Origin of the sequence: Kribbella sp. VKM Ac-2568, assembly GCF_004345365.1 — a bacterium.
In the GTDB taxonomy this organism is placed as follows: domain Bacteria; phylum Actinomycetota; class Actinomycetes; order Propionibacteriales; family Kribbellaceae; genus Kribbella; species Kribbella orskensis.
Genome location: NZ_SLVF01000010.1, coordinates 161,460 through 176,655, shown reverse-complemented (window position 1 = coordinate 176,655; position 15,196 = coordinate 161,460). Strand labels below are relative to the sequence as shown.

The window sequence follows — 15,196 nt, the reverse complement described above, 5'->3', positions numbered from 1 at the left end:
GGAAAAGCCCTCAGGCGAGCGAGACGAGGTCGGCGTAGTCGTTGGTCCACAGGTCCTCGACACCGTCCGGGAGCAGCAGCACCCGCTCGGGTTCCAGCGCCTCCACCGCGCCCTCGTCGTGGGTCACCAGCACGATCGCACCGGCGTACGAGCGGATCGCGTTCAGCACCTCGGTGCGGGAAGCGGGGTCCAGGTTGTTGGTCGGCTCGTCAAGGAGCAACACGTTCGCGGCGGAGACGACCAGCGTCGCCAGCGCGAGCCGCGTCTTCTCGCCACCGGAGAGCACCCGGGCCGGCTTGTCCGCGTCGTCCCCGGTGAACAGGAACGACCCGAGCACCGACCGGGCCTGGGTCTCGTTCAGGTCCGGAGCGGCCGTCTTCATGTTCTCCAGCACGGTCCGGTTCACGTCGAGCGTCTCGTGCTCCTGCGCGTAGTACCCGAGCTTGAGCCCGTGCCCGTCGATCACCTCGCCGGTGTCCGACTTCTCGATCCCCGACAACACCCGCAGCAGCGTGGTCTTGCCGGCACCGTTCAGGCCCAGTACCACCACCCGCGAGCCGCGGTCGATCGCCAGGTCCACGTCGGTGAAGATCTCCAGCGAGCCATAGGACTTCGACAGCTCCTTGGCCATCAGCGGCGTCTTGCCACAAGGCGCAGGCGTCGGGAACGCGATCTTCGCCACGCGATCCGAGGCACGCTCGTCCTCGAGGGACGCCATCAGCTTCTCGGCGCGCTTCAGCATCTGCTGGGCGGCGGTCGCCTTGGTCGCCTTGGCGCGCATCTTGTTCGCCTGGTCGACCAGTTGCGACGCCTTCTTCTCCGCGTTCGCGCGCTCGCGCTTGCGGCGCCGCTCGTCGGTCTCGCGCTGCGTCAGGTACGCCTTCCAGCCGACGTTGTACACGTCGATCTCGGCCCGGTTCGCGTCCAGGTGGAAGACCCGGGTGACGGTCTCCTCCAGCAGGCTCACGTCGTGGCTGATCATGATCACGCCACCGGGATAGCCCTTGAGGAAGTCCCGCAGCCAGACGATCGAGTCGGCGTCCAGGTGGTTGGTCGGCTCGTCCAGCAGCAGCGTCTCCGCCTGCGCGAACAGGATCCGGGCCAGCTCGACCCGGCGCCGCTGACCACCGGACAGGGTGCCCAGTGGTTGCCCCAGCACCCGATCGGGCAGGCCGAGGTTGGCCGCGATCCGGGCCGCCTCGGACTCGGCCGCGTAGCCACCGGCGGCGTGCAGATCCGATTCGGCCCGCTCGTACCGGCGCATGCCCTTCTCGCGGGTCTTCTCGTCAGCACTGGCCATCGACTTCTCGGCGTTGCGCATCCGCCGGACCACCTCGTCCAGGCCCCGGGCGGCCAGGATCCGGTCCCGGGCCAGCATTTCGAGGTCGCCGGTGCGGGGGTCCTGCGGGAGGTAGCCGATCTCGCCCGACGAGGTGACCGAGCCGGACGCGGGCAGCCCTTCACCGGCCAGGATCTTGGTCAGGGTCGTCTTGCCGGCGCCGTTCCGGCCCACCAGACCGACCTTGTCCCCGGGACCGACCCGGAAGGATGCGGGCGCGAGCAGTTGCCTGGCACCGACGCGTACCTCGAGGTTGGAGACAGTGATCATGGCGGAGCAGGGTCCTCAGGGTCGGCGGGTCGAGCAACAAAAAAGGCGGGTCGGCGACGCCACGTCACAAGACGGCCTGTACCCGCACCGCGGTCTAGTGTATGTGCTGTGAAATTCAACCCAGACGCCGACTTGGACACCAGCGGTGTCGAGGACACCCGTGGCAGCGGTGGCGGCGGCGGTGGACTGCTCCCCGGCGGGATGATCCCGGTGGGCGGCGGCATCGGCGGCATCATCCTGCTGGTGGTCATCCTGCTGCTGAACGGCGGCCTGCCGGGCGGAGGCGGCAGCGACGAGCCGGCCGCTCAGAACACGGCCCCGGGCAACCTGAGCTCCTGCGAGACCGGCAAGGACCTCGCCGCGAACAAGGACTGCCGGTTCGTCTTCTACCAGAACTCGATCGAGAGCTTCTGGGCCGCCGAACTGCCTCGACGCGGCAAGAAGTACACCCGGGCGCCCATGCGCGTCTTCAGCAACTCGGTCAACACCGGTTGCGGCCCCGCGACCGCCGCGGTCGGGCCGTTCTACTGCCCACCGGACAAGCGCGTCTATCTGGAGTTGGGCTTCTTCGAGACGCTGCAGACCGACCTGGGCGCCAAGGGCGGCGACTTCGCGGAAGCGTACGTCGTGGCGCACGAGTACGGGCACCACATCCAGAACCTGTACGGCATCCTCGGCCGGATCAAGAGCCGTGAAGGCCCTACCTCCGACTCGGTGCGGTCAGAGCTACAGGCCGACTGCCTGGCCGGCATCTGGACCAACCACGCCACGACGGTCCCGGACAAGAGCGGCAAGACCTTCATCACCGGTCTGACCGAGGACGACATCAGCCGCGGTCTCGACGCGGCGGCGGCGGTCGGTGACGACCGGATCCAGGAGAAGACGCAGGGGCAGGTGAACCCCGAGAGCTTCAGCCACGGCACCGCCGAGCAGCGCATGAGGTGGTTCAAGACCGGCCTCGACTCAGGCGACATGACCAGCTGCGACACCTGGTCAGCCAGAACCCTCTGAGATTACTGAGAGTCGACCTGTACTGACGGCGAAGCGCCCGGGAGATGCATCCCCGGGCGCTTCGTGGTGTGGGTCAGGCTACGGCGGCTGGGCGGTGGTAGCCGGGGAGGAGTTCGTCGACGAGGGCGTCGGTCTCCGCCTCGGGGCCGCGGGGGCCGCCGTGCTTGGTGAGGGCTGCGTACATCTGGGCCGCCACGTTAGTGACGTCAGTGGCGACGCCGAAGTGGGCAGCCAGTCGTAGGGTGGCCCGCCACAGGTCCTCAGAGGCCGGGGAGAAGCTCAGCCCGGTCTGCAGCGCCGTACGGGCCATGTTGCCGTCGTTGTGGCGCAGGCTCGCCTCCGCCAGCCGCAGCGACGCGTCCACGACCGCCTCGGCCATCTTCCGCTCGATCCCGGAGGCAGCGAGCCAGGAGTAGCGCCCGGCCGGCAGGTTGGACCAGGACTGGCCGTGCACCAGGCTCAGCGCCGTCGACAGCGGACCACGTGGGTCGTCCATCATCGACGCCTGCTTGGCCAGCGTGCGGAACACGTCCCAGTCGACCCGGACGATGCTGCGGTTCAGCATCCACCGGCCGGACTCGTCGGAGTACATCGCGTCCACGCCGACCCAGTTGCGGGTGTGCTCCAGCGCCGCGTTGCGCAGTTCCTCGCTGATGCCGCGCGGCCAGATCGCCCCGGCCAGCACGTTCGGGTGGACGCCGTAGTCCTGGCCGGCCAGGAACGCGACGATCTCGGTCGACAGCGAGATCCGGCCGTCGTCGATCGCGCCGCGCGCGTCGACCTCGACCGGGCCGAGCAGATCGACCTCGACCGGCGCCGGCTGGCTGAGGTCCATCGACGAGAACTCGTACGCCGGCATGTCCTGCTCCGCCCGGCGCTTGTCCAACGCCTCCGTCTCGGCCAGCTCGAACAGCCCGATCAGGTCGGCGAACTGGGCCGGGTTGATGCTGTGGGCCTCGACCTCGAGACCGAGCAGCCGGCAGACCGCCTGGTTCTTCTCGTCCACTACGAAGCGCCACGGCGAGCTCATCACGTCGCCGACGACGACCACCGCGACGCAACGCTTCGGGTCGGAGGCCAGCCGGGCGAGCCGCTCTTCCTCCTCCTGCGACGGCGGGGCCGACACGAAGATGATCTCCGCACCCCACAGCATCGGGTCCGGGAACACCATCCGGGCCTCGGCGACCGAGTCGGCGTCGCGCCGGCCACAGGCCTGCACCTGCGCGTCCGTACGCCGGGTCACCTCGTGCAGGGCGTCTTCGAGCTTCACCCAGTAGCTCAGCCGGCTCGGCGCCAGCGAGGACAGGTCGTCGCCGAAACCCACCATGCTGACGTGAGCGCCTTCGGACCACAGGTTCGTGGCGAGCTCGACGGCCAGCGAGCCGACGACGTCCCGCGAGGCGTTGGTGACGCCACCGAAGCTGACGATGCCGTCCGCGGTGTCCAGGTCGACGAGCACCGTCGCACCGTCCGCGTTCTGCCCGAGCGTGACGAGCGTCGGGTACGGCGCGGGCGCGTTGACCTCGCCCTCCGGGGCATAGGCCCGGCGAAGGACCCAGCGGCTGCCGCCGGCGATCACCTGCCACGGCGGTGGCGGCGGAGCGTGCGACTCCCCCGGCTCCAGCACGAGCGTCAGGGCCCGGTCGCTCACCAGCGCGGCGACGACCGTCGGCATCGAGCGATCCTGCTCGACCATGATCGCTCCGAGCTGCCGCAGCGCGTTGTCGACGAACTCAGCCGTCGGTACGTCTGCCGCGAGGCGCAGGCCGACCTCGGTCTGGCGATGACCGGCCGCCTTCGGACCAGGACCCTGGGCCCAGCCGCGACGCCGCTTCAGCGCCAGCGCGAGTCCCGCAGCCAGCAGAGTGGCGCCGAAGCCGTAGATCCCGGCCTCTGTCACGTTGATTCCGCCGTCGGCCGAGACCGGAAGAACCTCGGGCACCTTGGTGCCGCCCGCGGCGGGATCACCCGGCTGCGACTCCGTAGTACCGGGGTTGTGCGGGGCGACCGAGTCCACGCCCGGGTCGCCCGGCTTGGCGTGCTTGGCGGTCGGGTCGTTCGCGGCACTGCCGATAGCGATCGACGACGGCTTCTCGACGCCCTGCTCCTCGAACCAGCGGCTGCCCTCCTCGGTGCCGCCGCCCTGCTCCGCGGTCCGGTTCTCGGTCGCCTTCGGGAGGGCCTTGGGCGTCGCCGAGGACTTCGTCGTCGTGGGAGAGGTCTTCGTGGTGCCCGGGTCGATCGCGACGCGGACCGTGTGCACCCCCGGCCCCTTGGCGTCAGCAGGCAGGCGGACCTGCCAACCCGGCATGATCAGGTCGGGGTTGGTCAGCCGGCGGCCGTCCGGCTGCAGCTTGTTCTTGTTGAGGTCGTAGATCTCCTTGTACCGACGCCCCTCGCCCAGGTACCGCTCGGCGATGTCCCACAGGCAGTCGTAGTTCCGCCCGTGCGGCGGCCGCACCTCGGTGTACTTGACCACCTGACCGGCCTGGTCGTTGTTGGTCCGTACGCCGGTGTGCGTGGTGGTCGTGCTGCCCCCGATGACGACCTTGCTCCGCGGCTCGGTCTGGAGGAACGTGTCGCGGGAGCTGTTGTCGTTGCCCTGGGCCACACTCACCGAGGTCGGCGTGGCGACGCTGGTGGTGACCGCGTTCGCGACCGGGAGCGTGACACTCGCGGCACCCGCGATCAGGACGACACCGGAGACGAGCCGGCGAGCCAGTGTCTGCGAACCACCGCCGAGCGGGATGCGTGGCGACAACCCGTGGCCGCGGGCCTCCGCGACCGCCTCGGCGATCAGGCAGATGACGAAGTGCAGCCAGGCGACCCAGATGAAGAAACCGATGATGCCGAGCACGGTCTCGATGCTGAGCTCGCTGAACAGCACGTCGCGGGTCGGCATCTGGTCCGGCCACGGCGTGCCGAAGAAGTTGAGCAGGACATACGGCACCCCGCCGACGATCGCGAAGATCGCCAGCAGCGACACGAAACCCTTGAGCCGGTCGGCCGCGCCACCGCCCTTCCGCTGCGGCAACCGCGCGGACCGCAGCGGATCACTGGTCTTCACCATCGTCGTCCCTCCATCGCCCCACCCTTACCCACCGATAGCCTGCACTTCCTGCACTGGCAGCCGCTGCACCGCGTGGACGTCGGCCTCACCGAGGGTCTGCCAGCGCGGCGGACCCACCCAGTAGGAGACCTCCCACGTGATGGTGAGCTTCACCGTGTACATGCCGTCGGGCTGGTTCGCACTCGACCGCGTGTACTTGTGCTTGCACGTGCTCAGCTGGTGGAACGGATCAGCTGTCTCGTCGTAGCCGTCGTAGTCGGCGTCGGCCCGTCCGGTGCCCATCAGGCAGGTGAACGGCGGCGTACCGTCCCCGGGATCCACCGTCATCCTGCTGACCATCGCCCGCATCGTCAGGTTGCGGTTGCCGTACCAGTAGGCGCTGTACGGATTGTTGCCGATCTCGTTCCTCTGCATGAACGAGCTGTCGCGCGTGAGGGAGAAGTACGCCGGCACGTTCACCCGCGGCGTGTAGGTCGGCTTCACCTGGAGAGCCGGCGCCGGGTAGGTGTTGTTGAAATGCCGCCAGAACACGTCCATGTAGCCCTTGTTCGGGCACTGCTCCTGCTCGGCTTCGGAGACAGGCACGATCGTCTGCTCGACGTGCACCTTGTTGCCGCCGTCGTTCCGGTTCAGGTTGTAGTCGACCAGGGTCAGGCGCAACACCCAGGTCTTGCCTTCGGGCGGCGCCGGCAGCTCGATACCGGCCGGGACCGGGAAGTCCCGGCACGGGATGAAGATGTTGCCGTTGAGGCGCTGACGCCAGGTCGGGATGGGTACGCCGGTACCGGCGTACTCGTGTCCGGAGCTGCAGTACGCCCCGAAGCCGGTCGAGTTGACGTACATGCTGCAAGAACGATTGCCGACCTGCGTGGTCTCACCATCCGCGGCCATCGCGGTCGAGGCGGGCACTGCCATCAGCAGCGCGAACACAGCACTGAGCGCGATCAGCCCACGACCTACCCGGTTGCGCATCCTCACTCCGTAGTCTCGTCGTACCCGCAGGTTACCTTCGACCAGGGGCATCATGCCCGCCAAATGGTGCCCTGACCACTCCCTTTGAATCACGATTCGTGTTCTGACCTAGGCCGGATATCGCACCCTCGAGCAGTTGATCTTGCCCGTCGGGGCCACCCGGTACATCGTCCAGCCCAGCCCGGTCTCGATCATGTCCAGGGCCTGGGGCGACCCCTTCGGCGTGACGAGGGTCCACGCCTTCGCCTTCGGGTTCCAGTACTGCGTACTCTGCGAGCGGCAGGTCTTCACCCGCGTCACGCCGTACGGCTGCTGTTGGATGCCGACGACAACGACGCTGCCGGGTGGCTTCATCACCCAGCCGTTCGCCTTGGCCTCGTTGATCCCCAGCGACGTGTCGGCGTAGAAGAACGCCGGGAACGAGTCCTTGATGATGTTCGAGTCCCGGGCGACCAGCGCGCTGAAGTAGACCGGGTAGTTTTTCACGAGGCCTTGGACGGCAGGGTTGTCGCCGAAGTTCCCCGGAACCACGGTCACCTGCGCCGCCCTCCGCGGAACCGCCGTCGTGGTCGGCTCGGTCGGTACTGCGGTGGTCGCCGACGTGGTTGCCGTCGGTGCGCCGGACGGGCTCGCGGAGCCGCCATCGTCAACGCCGACAGGCAACCCGCCCTTGTTCTGTTCAGGTCCGCCGCAGGCTGTCAGGAGGATCGCCGCAGCGACGACAACAGCCGACGCCTGTACGCCGCGGCGACGGGCGCGGGCGCCACGGGCGCTTCGGCCGAGAGAGCCTGGGTCTCGCACGAGTGCTGCTCCTTCTGAGTGCGACGGGAACGGGCGCATCAGCCCAGACCCGGTGGGACGGAGTTCTTCGGCAGGCCCGCGCCACTCGGTGCGCCGCCGCCGGTCGACGGCGTGTCCGGGGTGCCCGGCGTCCCTGGGGTCCCCGGAGTGGTGTCCGTGGGGTCCGGGCTCGGGGTGATGCTCGGGGTGCAGGTTGGCGGGAGGGGGAACGAGATCGTCCAGACCGGGGTGGGCGAGCCGATCGTCCATTCGGGGCACGGGATGTCGAGCGTCGGCGGGACGGCGGTGTCCGTCACGGGAACGCCGGGGAGGTCGTTGGTGGTGCCGACGACGATCGGCGGGATCTTCGGGCTGTCGTCCGCCTTCTTCACCCCTTGCTCCGCATGCGCCTGGCCGGTGCCCTTCGCCAGCAGGCTCGGCTTGCCGACCATGCCGAGGAAGGTGGTCTTGTTGTTGATCTCCACCGAGATGTCGACCAGTTCGTCGGTCACCTTGGTGGCGGCGCACTTGGTGACCGCGGGGTCGTTGGAGCTCACCTGGGCGCAGAACGCGGCGATCGCCGTACCGGCCTTGGCGACGTCGATCTTGGCCTCGTCGGAGTTGAGTTGGATCGTGGCGGCCCCGACGCGGGCGGCCTCCTGGGCGTAGCCGACCGCGCGGGACTTGGCGCCGAGTTGGCGGCCGCCGTCGATCACGAGGCCGGCCAGGGTGAAGATCATCACCGCGAGGATCGCGACGGCGGGACTGAGCGCGCCGCGATGGTTGCCGGGAGCATCCACCCGGACGAACTCCCGGACCCGGCCTAGCAGTCCCCGGCGGGGGTCAGGGTTGGCTGCCATCGCGCACCCCCCGATACGGGTCGACCGACGAGCTGAACTTCTTGGTGATCGTGGTGTCGCCACCAATACCGAGCAGCCCGAGGTCGCGGTAGTTGATCGTGCAGGTGACCTCGACGGAGAGCGGCGACCCCGCGGCGAAGGCGGTGGTGATGGTGCCGCCGGCGCTGTCCTTGCAGGACTTCACCGCCTGGTCCATCGTGCGCGTGACCGCCTCGTCCACCTGGCCTTGCGCGGCGGCGAGCGAACGGGTCTGGCTGGCGGACCGGGCGCCGTCGCGGGCCGCGTTCTCCAGCAGCGATGAGGTCTGGAAGTAGCGCCCACACGCCAGCAGGAACATGAACAGGATCAGCAGGATGGGCGCGAGAATCACCATCTCCAACGCCATCGTCCCCCGCTCCCCACGGACACGGCGAAGCCGCGGACCGCGCTCGGCGCGCGAGTAGCGCTTCCCCAGGATGGTCATGCCTCACTCATTTGTCGTCGGCTTCGAATTCTTCGATCGGGCCCGTGGCGGTCCGGCTCACTGTCAGCTTCAGGCCCGGGACCAGCGAGACGGTGTCGCCGGTGACGGTGAACGACACCATGCCTTCAGGGTTGTTGTAGGCCGGCATCGCCACCTTCGCGTTGCCGAGGCTGTTGCCGCCGAGCTGCTGCGCGTACGCCTCGATGTCGGCCCGGACCCCTTCACCGATCGCCGTGGTGTACAGCGGCGGCTGGACGAGCCTCAGTCGCGAGACGCCTTCCTGCGCGGCGTTCAACGCCACCGACCGTCCGTACAGCCACAGCGCGGTCTGGATCGAGATGAAGATCAGCGCCAGGATCGACGGCGCGAGGATCGCCAGCTCGAGCGAGGTGGCCCCCCGCTCCGACCGCTTCCGCAGCCAGAACCCTTGCCGCGAAGGCCGCTGCTGCGCAGGTCTCCGTCGTGACGGGTTCCCCTGCGCGGTACGTCGCTGCGGTGGGCGTCGCTGCGACAACGAATCAGCCGTTCTGGATCTCGCCCGTGCGCTTGTCGATCACGCCCCGGACCACCAGGCCGATCGCCAGTGCGGCGGCGACGAGAATGGCCGAGATGATGGCCCACTCCAGCGCGGAGGCACCGAGCTCGTTGCGGCCGCCGCGCGCCTTGGCCCGCTGGTTGTGGGCCCGCGCCAGCGCGTAGCCGACCATCGCGCGCACGAACTGCGTTTCCACGTTCATCCGGTTTGCCTTCCCAGTCTTCGGTCACTGAGCCCGATTCAGGCTCAGTATGCCCGGTACGACGGACAGAAATACTTGATGGATCCCTTGTTTCCCGACGGCCCGCAAACGCTAGCTGCTCAGGATCGCCGCGCCCGCAGGGTAACCGAGGAAGAGCATGAACGCAGCACACATGACCAGCTGGGCGACCAGCATGGATTGGGAACGTTCCCCTGCCTTGCCTTCCACGTCGGCGAGCTCCTTGCGCCGCAGCGAGGCCGCTCGCGCGAGCAGCGACGCGCGGATCTTCGCACCCTCGTCACCGGCCAGCGCCAGCGCCGAGGCGAGGTCACGCAGTTCGTCGACGCCGAGGTCCTCCCCCAGCCGCGCCATCGCGTCCCACGGCGTGATGCCGATCAGCCGCGCGTTGGCCAGCGCCTGCCGGATCCGGGCCATCGCCCAGTGGTCGCCGATCGTAGAGGCCGTCATCAGCGCCTCGGGCAGACCGCGGCCGCCGGCCAGGTTCATCGCGACCAGGTCCAGGAAGCTGCCGACCACGTGCCGGAAGTCGCGCCGCCGCGCCTCCGCCTCCTGCCGCAAGGCCAGGTCGGGCAGGAAGAACGCGAAGGCCATCGCGGCCAGTGTCACGATCGCCGGCGTCGCGCCCGGCGCGGGGAAGCCGATGAACGCGAACAGGAACAGCACGAACGGGATGAAGACCAGCGCGCCCAGGGCGAAGAACACCTTGGTCGCGAGCATCGCCGCGAACGGCTGGTTCATCACCGCGAGGTCGCGGCGCAAGCGCCCGAAGGCCCAGCCGCGCGCGTTGGCCTCCGCCTCGAACCGCCGGCCGAGCGTCTCCCGGGCGCGGTCGACGCCGCCCAGTACCCGCTCGCCCGCGGCGCTCGCGGTGGCCCTGCTGGTGTAGCCGGAGCGACCCGCGTCGATCCGCGCGATCGTCGACAGCACGTTGGCCGAGGGCCTGATGAACATCCGGACCAGCACGTACACACCCAGTCCGACCAGGCCACCTGCGATGAATGCCCAGGTCATCCGCCCACCACCTCCATCCGGTCGTCGCCGGCCCGGGCGGCCCGCTTGTCGTTGCTGCGGATCAGGAACCGGTCCGGGACCTCGATCTTCGCGAGCTTGCGCAGCCAGACCAGCCCCACGGCGTACAGGGCGATGACGATGAACAGCACGAACTGCCCGATGAAACTCGTGTACGGCGCGACGTAGGTCGGGTTGAAGAGGATCAGCGCGGCGGCCACCAGCAGGGTGATCGCCACGACGACCTGGACGCTGCGACGGGTCGACCTGCGCTCGGCGGCGACCTTCCGGCGTACGTCGAGCTCTTCGCGGGCGGAGTCGGCCAGGGCGCTGAGGACCTCGCGCAGGCCGGGTCCCCGCAGCCGGGCGTTCAGCACCAGGGCGGCGACGATCAGGTCCGCGGAGGGGTCGTCCAGGTCGTCCGCGAAGCGCATCAGTGCCGAGGGCAACGGTTCGCGGATGCGCAGCCGGTCGACCAGCAGGTTCAGGCCGGGCTTGATCGCCGGAGCGGCGTTGACGGCGGTCGCGGGGATCGCCTGCTCGAGGCCGACCGCGCCGGCGATGGTGTCGCGCAGCGCCTCGGTCCAGGTGGCCAGTGCCTCCAGCCGTTCGATCGCGCGGCGCTCCTCACCGGTGCCGCCGAAGAAGCGGTCGGCCAGCGCGGCGAGCAGACCGAGCGCGGCCGCCAGCACGAGCCAGCGGGTCACCACCAGCACGATCAGGCCGACACCGAGACCGGTGCCCAGCCGGATCAACTGCTTGCGGCTCTCCACACTGCTGCTGCGCTTGAACAGCGACGGCGTCGCCTCCTTCGGCGCGGTGCCGCGGATGGCGATGACCAGGAGCAGCAGTCCGCCACCGACCACGGCTCCGCACAGCAACGCCATCAGGGTCCGGTCGTTCATCGCCTCACCTCACGCCCAACGTCCGTGCACCAGCGGCTGGTAGCCGAAGTGTTCGAGCTCGTCCATGCAGGCGATCGGCGCGTGCGCGGCGGCGCGGCCGTCGGCTCCCGGGGCGAACACCTCGCCGGACAGCACCCGGCCGTCCCAGCCGGTCACCTCGCGGATGCTCTCGATGTACCGGCTGAGGGTGCCGCCGTGCTGGTAGTCGTTGTGCTTGCGGACGAACACGACGAAGTCCAGCGCGCCCGCGATCAGCATCTGGGTCGCCTCCATCGGCAACCGCTCCGACGCCTGGATCGCGTAGGTGCTGATCCGGTTGAACACCTCCATCGAGCTGTTCGAGTGGATCGTCGACAGCGAGCCGTCGTTGCCCTGGCTCATCGCGTTCAGCATCGTGACGATCTCGTCGCCGAGCACCTCACCGACGATGACCCGGCTCGGGTTCATCCGCAGCGAGCGGCGGACCAGATCGGCCATGCTGACCTCGCCGACGCCCTCGGAGTTCGGCAGCCGCTCCTCGAACGCGACCACGTTCGGGTGCAGCTCCTTGAACTCCCCCAGGCCGAGCTCGAGCGAGCGCTCGACCGTGATCAGGCGCTCGTGCGGCTGGATCTCGTTCGCGAGCGCGCGCAGCAGCGTCGTCTTGCCGGAGTTGGTGGCGCCCGCGATCATCACGTTCTTGCGGGCCGCGACCGCCGCCCGCAGGAAGGAGGCGATGTCCGCGGACATGGTGCCGTTGACAACCAGATCCTGCAGGAAGACGCGGCCCAGCCGAGCGCGACGGATCGAGACCGCGGGCCGCGCGGTGACGCCCATGACGGCGGACAGACGCGAGCCGTCCGGCAGCCGGAGGTCCAGCTGCGGGTTGGCCGAGTCGAACGGGCGGCTGGTCAGCCCCGCGTGTGCGGCGAGCACCTGGATCAGCTCGACCAGTTCCTCGTCGTTGTCGGCCACCGGGCCGGGGTGCTCCTCGCGGCCGTCGCCGTACTGGACGAAGACCTGGTCGCACCCGTTGATGTCGATGTTCTCGACCTCGGGGTCGTCGATCAGCGGCTGCAACCGGCCGACGCCGAACAACGCGGAGTGGATCGCGCCGGCGATCTGCGCGTCGTCCTCAGGAGTGGGCGGCGTGCGCCCCTCGGCCAGCTCGTACCGGGCGTGATCCTCGAGCACCTGGACGATCAGGGAGCGGGCGTACTCCCGCTCGTCCTCCGCGCTCATCGGCGGTACGCCGTTCACCTGGTCGCGACGGCGCTGCTCGTTCAGCCGCTCGGCGACCTGTACCCGGAGCTTGCGGACCAGCTCCTGATCCGTGATCACTGACCACCCTCCCAGTCCGCTTGCGGGCTGTACGGGGTGTCTCCGAGCGGGAAGGCGGCCTGGGCCATGTCGAAGTCGTGCTGGGTCGGCATCGCGACGAGCGACGCCATCTCCGCGGCGATGTCGGTAGCCGTGCGGATCAATGGAGTACGGTCCAGGCGGCCCTGGCCGCGGCCGTCGAAGAACGCGGCGCCGGCCGGGTCGTAGGCGAGATGCCAACGGTGCTGGACGCGCACGGACATCGCGTCGAGCACCGACCACACCTGCTTCACACCGTCGCGTCGCTTGGGGTCCGCGACCACGACCACGCCGAGCTGCGCGTCCACGTGGTGGACAAGCGACGACAACCGCTCGCGCAGGTGCGCGACGGACGAGCCGGTCGCGGTACAGACCAGCACGACCAGACGGGCCGCCTGTACTACGGGCACCTGCGGCGACGCGGGACCGATCCGGCCGCAGTCGGCGATCACGTCGGCGCTGAACATCTGGTTGAACGAGATCCCGAGCGGCTCCCAGAGCCCTCCCATGCCACCGATCTGCTCGGGCGAGCGGACGCCGATCATCACGTCGAGGCCGCCGTCGAGCTGCTGGCTGTGCGCCATGATCACGTCGTCGCCGAGACCTTTGCGGCCCGCGGCGGCCAGGCTGACCAGCCCGCGGTCGGAGTTCAGCGGCTGGCCACCGGGCGCGGTCATCCGGATCGCCACGTCGCTGCCGGCCGGGTCGCACTCGGCCAGCAGCACCGGCCGCGGCCAGAGCGCGCCGAGCACGAGACTGGCAGTCGTCACCCCGGGCGAGCCCTTCGCGCTCGCCAATGCGACCAGTGCCATCAACCGGCTCCGTCGGTGCGGGGCACGTCCGGCTCCGTTGCCGGGGACAACTTCACGAGGACCAGCGTCTTCGCCGCGGCGGCCGCCGCCACCGCCCTGGACTTGGTCGTCGACACCAGGATCGTCACGTTCAGCGTGGTGTTCGCACTCGTCTTCGAGTCGGTGATCGCCCCCACGCTGCTGGTCACCTCGGCCGCGGCGACCAGCACCGAGGACACACCACCGGCCTGGTTCGCGGCCGGCACCTGGACCACCTGCACGATGTCGCCCGGGGCGATCGGTTCGGACGGGGCCCGTCCAGCCTCCAAGCTGACACCCACGAGGGCGCCGGCCGCCGGGATCAGTGGCTTCGTGTCCTTCGTGACGCTCTCCGGCGTGACGAACTGCCCCTTGTAGAGCCAGGAAGTCGTGTAGTGATCGACGACCTGGTCGATGTCGGACCACAGCACCAGCTGGCCCGTCGCGCCGGCCAGGTCACCGCGGGCCAGATCGCCCTTGGTGATCTTGTGACCGGGCGGCAGGCTCTGTGCGTCGATCGCGACGAAGTCCTGCCGGTCGCCGCTGCGCAACGCGATCAAGGCCGAGCCGGCGGCGCCGAGCAGGATCAGGATGACCGCGAGGGCGGCCAGCGCGGGGCGGCGTTCACGGCTGGCGGGAAGTCGGTTCGAGCCCGGGGCCTTGGCTGAACCGCGGGCGCCGGCGGCCGAGGGGCGCGTGGAGGACGAGAAACTCACGGGCCCTACCGTAATGGCCACGGGGTGCCATCCGCGCCGTCAGGTCCACCCGTTATCGCTTCGGTGTCCGCCCGGCGACCAGGACCCGCTCCTCGGGGGTCAGCAGCTCGGTGAAGGCCCCCGATCCGCCATACAACTGGTCTAGATAGGTGTACAGCCCCTGGAGCGCCCGGCCGAGCTCGCGCTGCCACCCCTCGGACTCCCCCAGCTCCGCCGCGAGACGCCGGCCCTGGGCCAGCGTCACCGCCGCGTTCACCGGCTGATCCAGCCGCACCAACGTGTCGTACGCCGGATCGCCTTCCGTAGTTGAAAGATCCACCGGTACTCCGTGGTCCTCGAGCACGACTGATCCCGTCGCGGCGCGACCACGGATCCCCTGGATCAACCCGGCCATCGCCACCTCGTCCGGTTCGGGCAGCAAGGCGTCGAACCCGGGCCCGCCGTACAACTGGTCCAGGTAGTCGCAGAGGGCGGTGAACAGCTCCAGGCCGTCGTACTCCGCGGCCGTGGTCGCCACCTGGCGCAACTGGGCGGTCAGGCTCCTCGCCTCGGACACGGTCCACTCGGACGGGGACAGCTGCTGGTTCATCGGGCCACCGACTGACTCTGTTTCCGGGTCTGCCGGCCGCGGCCGGATCACCCTCTTCGAGGACGTTGCTCCCTGGGCGAAGCAAGCCTGACACGGCCGGTCCCGGGGTGCGCGACGAGTCCATCCGATCGGTGCAGTAGGCAACAATCGGCGACGGCCGGGTTGCGGGTGGATGAAATGTCAATGAGCAACCGAATCCGGATCGAGATCGTTAGTTGGTTGCCCAATGGAACCCAGAACGTTACTTTGCGGTCACAATGCCGTCAGACTGATCGGATGAGGATCGA

At 69.2% G+C, this 15,196-nt stretch carries 15 protein-coding genes; 1 reads left to right on the top strand and 14 read right to left on the bottom strand.

All coding sequences use genetic code 11. From position 1 onward, the window contains the following. Nucleotides 1-10 precede the first annotated feature (10 nt). Nucleotides 11-1,609, bottom strand: a complete 1,599-nt coding sequence (gene abc-f / locus EV648_RS28195) for a ribosomal protection-like ABC-F family protein (RefSeq protein ID WP_132191217.1) — start codon at nt 1,607-1,609, stop codon at nt 11-13. Nucleotides 1,610-1,717: 108 nt separating this feature from the next. On the opposite strand from abc-f, the gene EV648_RS28190 reads away from it, so the two are divergent. Beyond that, nucleotides 1,718-2,620: a neutral zinc metallopeptidase gene (locus EV648_RS28190; RefSeq protein WP_132298088.1), complete on the top strand. Its 903-nt coding sequence runs from the start codon at nt 1,718-1,720 to the stop codon at nt 2,618-2,620. Between the two features lie 73 nt (nt 2,621-2,693). On the opposite strand, the gene EV648_RS28185 is transcribed toward EV648_RS28190, so the two are convergent. The 13 genes from EV648_RS28185 to EV648_RS28125 form a co-directional block, all read right to left on the bottom strand. Next, on the bottom strand, nt 2,694-5,690 hold the full coding sequence (locus tag EV648_RS28185) for a hypothetical protein (protein ID WP_132298086.1): 2,997 nt from the start codon (nt 5,688-5,690) through the stop codon (nt 2,694-2,696). A gap of 24 nt (nt 5,691-5,714) precedes the next feature. Continuing rightward, nucleotides 5,715-6,662, bottom strand: a complete 948-nt coding sequence (locus EV648_RS28180) for a hypothetical protein (RefSeq protein WP_132298084.1) — start codon at nt 6,660-6,662, stop codon at nt 5,715-5,717. A gap of 108 nt (nt 6,663-6,770) precedes the next feature. After that, complete coding sequence (locus EV648_RS28175) at nt 6,771-7,463, bottom strand: hypothetical protein (RefSeq protein WP_241995654.1); 693 nt, start codon at nt 7,461-7,463, stop codon at nt 6,771-6,773. 38 nt (nt 7,464-7,501) lie between these two features. After that, a complete protein-coding gene (locus EV648_RS28170) occupies nt 7,502-8,302 on the bottom strand; it encodes a TadE/TadG family type IV pilus assembly protein (protein WP_199234866.1) in 801 nt (266 codons plus the stop codon). Beyond that, a complete protein-coding gene (locus tag EV648_RS28165; RefSeq protein ID WP_132298082.1) occupies nt 8,286-8,765 on the bottom strand; it encodes a TadE/TadG family type IV pilus assembly protein in 480 nt (159 codons plus the stop codon). The genes EV648_RS28170 and EV648_RS28165 overlap by 17 nt, the downstream gene beginning before the upstream one ends. Nucleotides 8,766-8,772: 7 nt before the next feature. Beyond that, a complete protein-coding gene (locus EV648_RS28160; RefSeq protein ID WP_241995652.1) occupies nt 8,773-9,279 on the bottom strand; it encodes a TadE/TadG family type IV pilus assembly protein in 507 nt (168 codons plus the stop codon). Between the two features lie 4 nt (nt 9,280-9,283). After that, entirely contained in the window at nt 9,284-9,502 is a 219-nt protein-coding gene (locus EV648_RS28155) for a hypothetical protein (protein ID WP_132298080.1), read from the bottom strand. 111 nt (nt 9,503-9,613) lie between these two features. Continuing rightward, nucleotides 9,614-10,534, bottom strand: coding sequence for a type II secretion system F family protein (locus EV648_RS28150; RefSeq protein WP_132298078.1), 921 nt, complete (start codon nt 10,532-10,534; stop codon nt 9,614-9,616). Next, nucleotides 10,531-11,436: a type II secretion system F family protein gene (locus EV648_RS28145; RefSeq protein ID WP_132298076.1), complete on the bottom strand. Its 906-nt coding sequence runs from the start codon at nt 11,434-11,436 to the stop codon at nt 10,531-10,533. Before EV648_RS28145 ends, EV648_RS28150 begins: the two co-directional genes overlap by 4 nt. A gap of 9 nt (nt 11,437-11,445) precedes the next feature. Then, complete coding sequence (locus tag EV648_RS28140; RefSeq protein WP_132298074.1) at nt 11,446-12,756, bottom strand: CpaF family protein; 1,311 nt, start codon at nt 12,754-12,756, stop codon at nt 11,446-11,448. After that, on the bottom strand, nt 12,753-13,586 hold the full coding sequence (locus tag EV648_RS28135; protein ID WP_132298072.1) for a hypothetical protein: 834 nt from the start codon (nt 13,584-13,586) through the stop codon (nt 12,753-12,755). The genes EV648_RS28140 and EV648_RS28135 overlap by 4 nt, the downstream gene beginning before the upstream one ends. Then, complete coding sequence (locus EV648_RS28130; protein WP_132298070.1) at nt 13,586-14,320, bottom strand: hypothetical protein; 735 nt, start codon at nt 14,318-14,320, stop codon at nt 13,586-13,588. Before EV648_RS28130 ends, EV648_RS28135 begins: the two co-directional genes overlap by 1 nt. Before the next feature lie 52 nt (nt 14,321-14,372). Further along, nucleotides 14,373-14,909 (bottom strand): hypothetical protein, encoded by a 537-nt coding sequence (locus EV648_RS28125; protein ID WP_132298068.1) that lies wholly within the window; start codon nt 14,907-14,909, stop codon nt 14,373-14,375. Between the last annotated feature and the right edge of the window lie 287 nt (nt 14,910-15,196).

What these genes read in the sequence shown, in the direction of transcription:
- EV648_RS28165 (WP_132298082.1), bottom strand. Translation starts at nt 8,765, where the DNA reads ATGACCATCCTGGGGAAGCGCTACTCGCGCGCCGAGCGCGGTCCGCGG.
- EV648_RS28180 (WP_132298084.1), bottom strand. Translation starts at nt 6,662, where the DNA reads ATGCGCAACCGGGTAGGTCGTGGGCTGATCGCGCTCAGTGCTGTGTTC.
- abc-f (WP_132191217.1), bottom strand. Translation starts at nt 1,609, where the DNA reads ATGATCACTGTCTCCAACCTCGAGGTACGCGTCGGTGCCAGGCAACTG.
- EV648_RS28185 (WP_132298086.1), bottom strand. Translation starts at nt 5,690, where the DNA reads ATGGTGAAGACCAGTGATCCGCTGCGGTCCGCGCGGTTGCCGCAGCGG.
- EV648_RS28125 (WP_132298068.1), bottom strand. Translation starts at nt 14,909, where the DNA reads ATGAACCAGCAGCTGTCCCCGTCCGAGTGGACCGTGTCCGAGGCGAGG.
- EV648_RS28145 (WP_132298076.1), bottom strand. Translation starts at nt 11,436, where the DNA reads ATGAACGACCGGACCCTGATGGCGTTGCTGTGCGGAGCCGTGGTCGGT.
- EV648_RS28150 (WP_132298078.1), bottom strand. Translation starts at nt 10,534, where the DNA reads ATGACCTGGGCATTCATCGCAGGTGGCCTGGTCGGACTGGGTGTGTAC.
- EV648_RS28155 (WP_132298080.1), bottom strand. Translation starts at nt 9,502, where the DNA reads ATGAACGTGGAAACGCAGTTCGTGCGCGCGATGGTCGGCTACGCGCTG.
- EV648_RS28170 (WP_199234866.1), bottom strand. Translation starts at nt 8,302, where the DNA reads ATGGCAGCCAACCCTGACCCCCGCCGGGGACTGCTAGGCCGGGTCCGG.
- EV648_RS28135 (WP_132298072.1), bottom strand. Translation starts at nt 13,586, where the DNA reads ATGGCACTGGTCGCATTGGCGAGCGCGAAGGGCTCGCCCGGGGTGACG.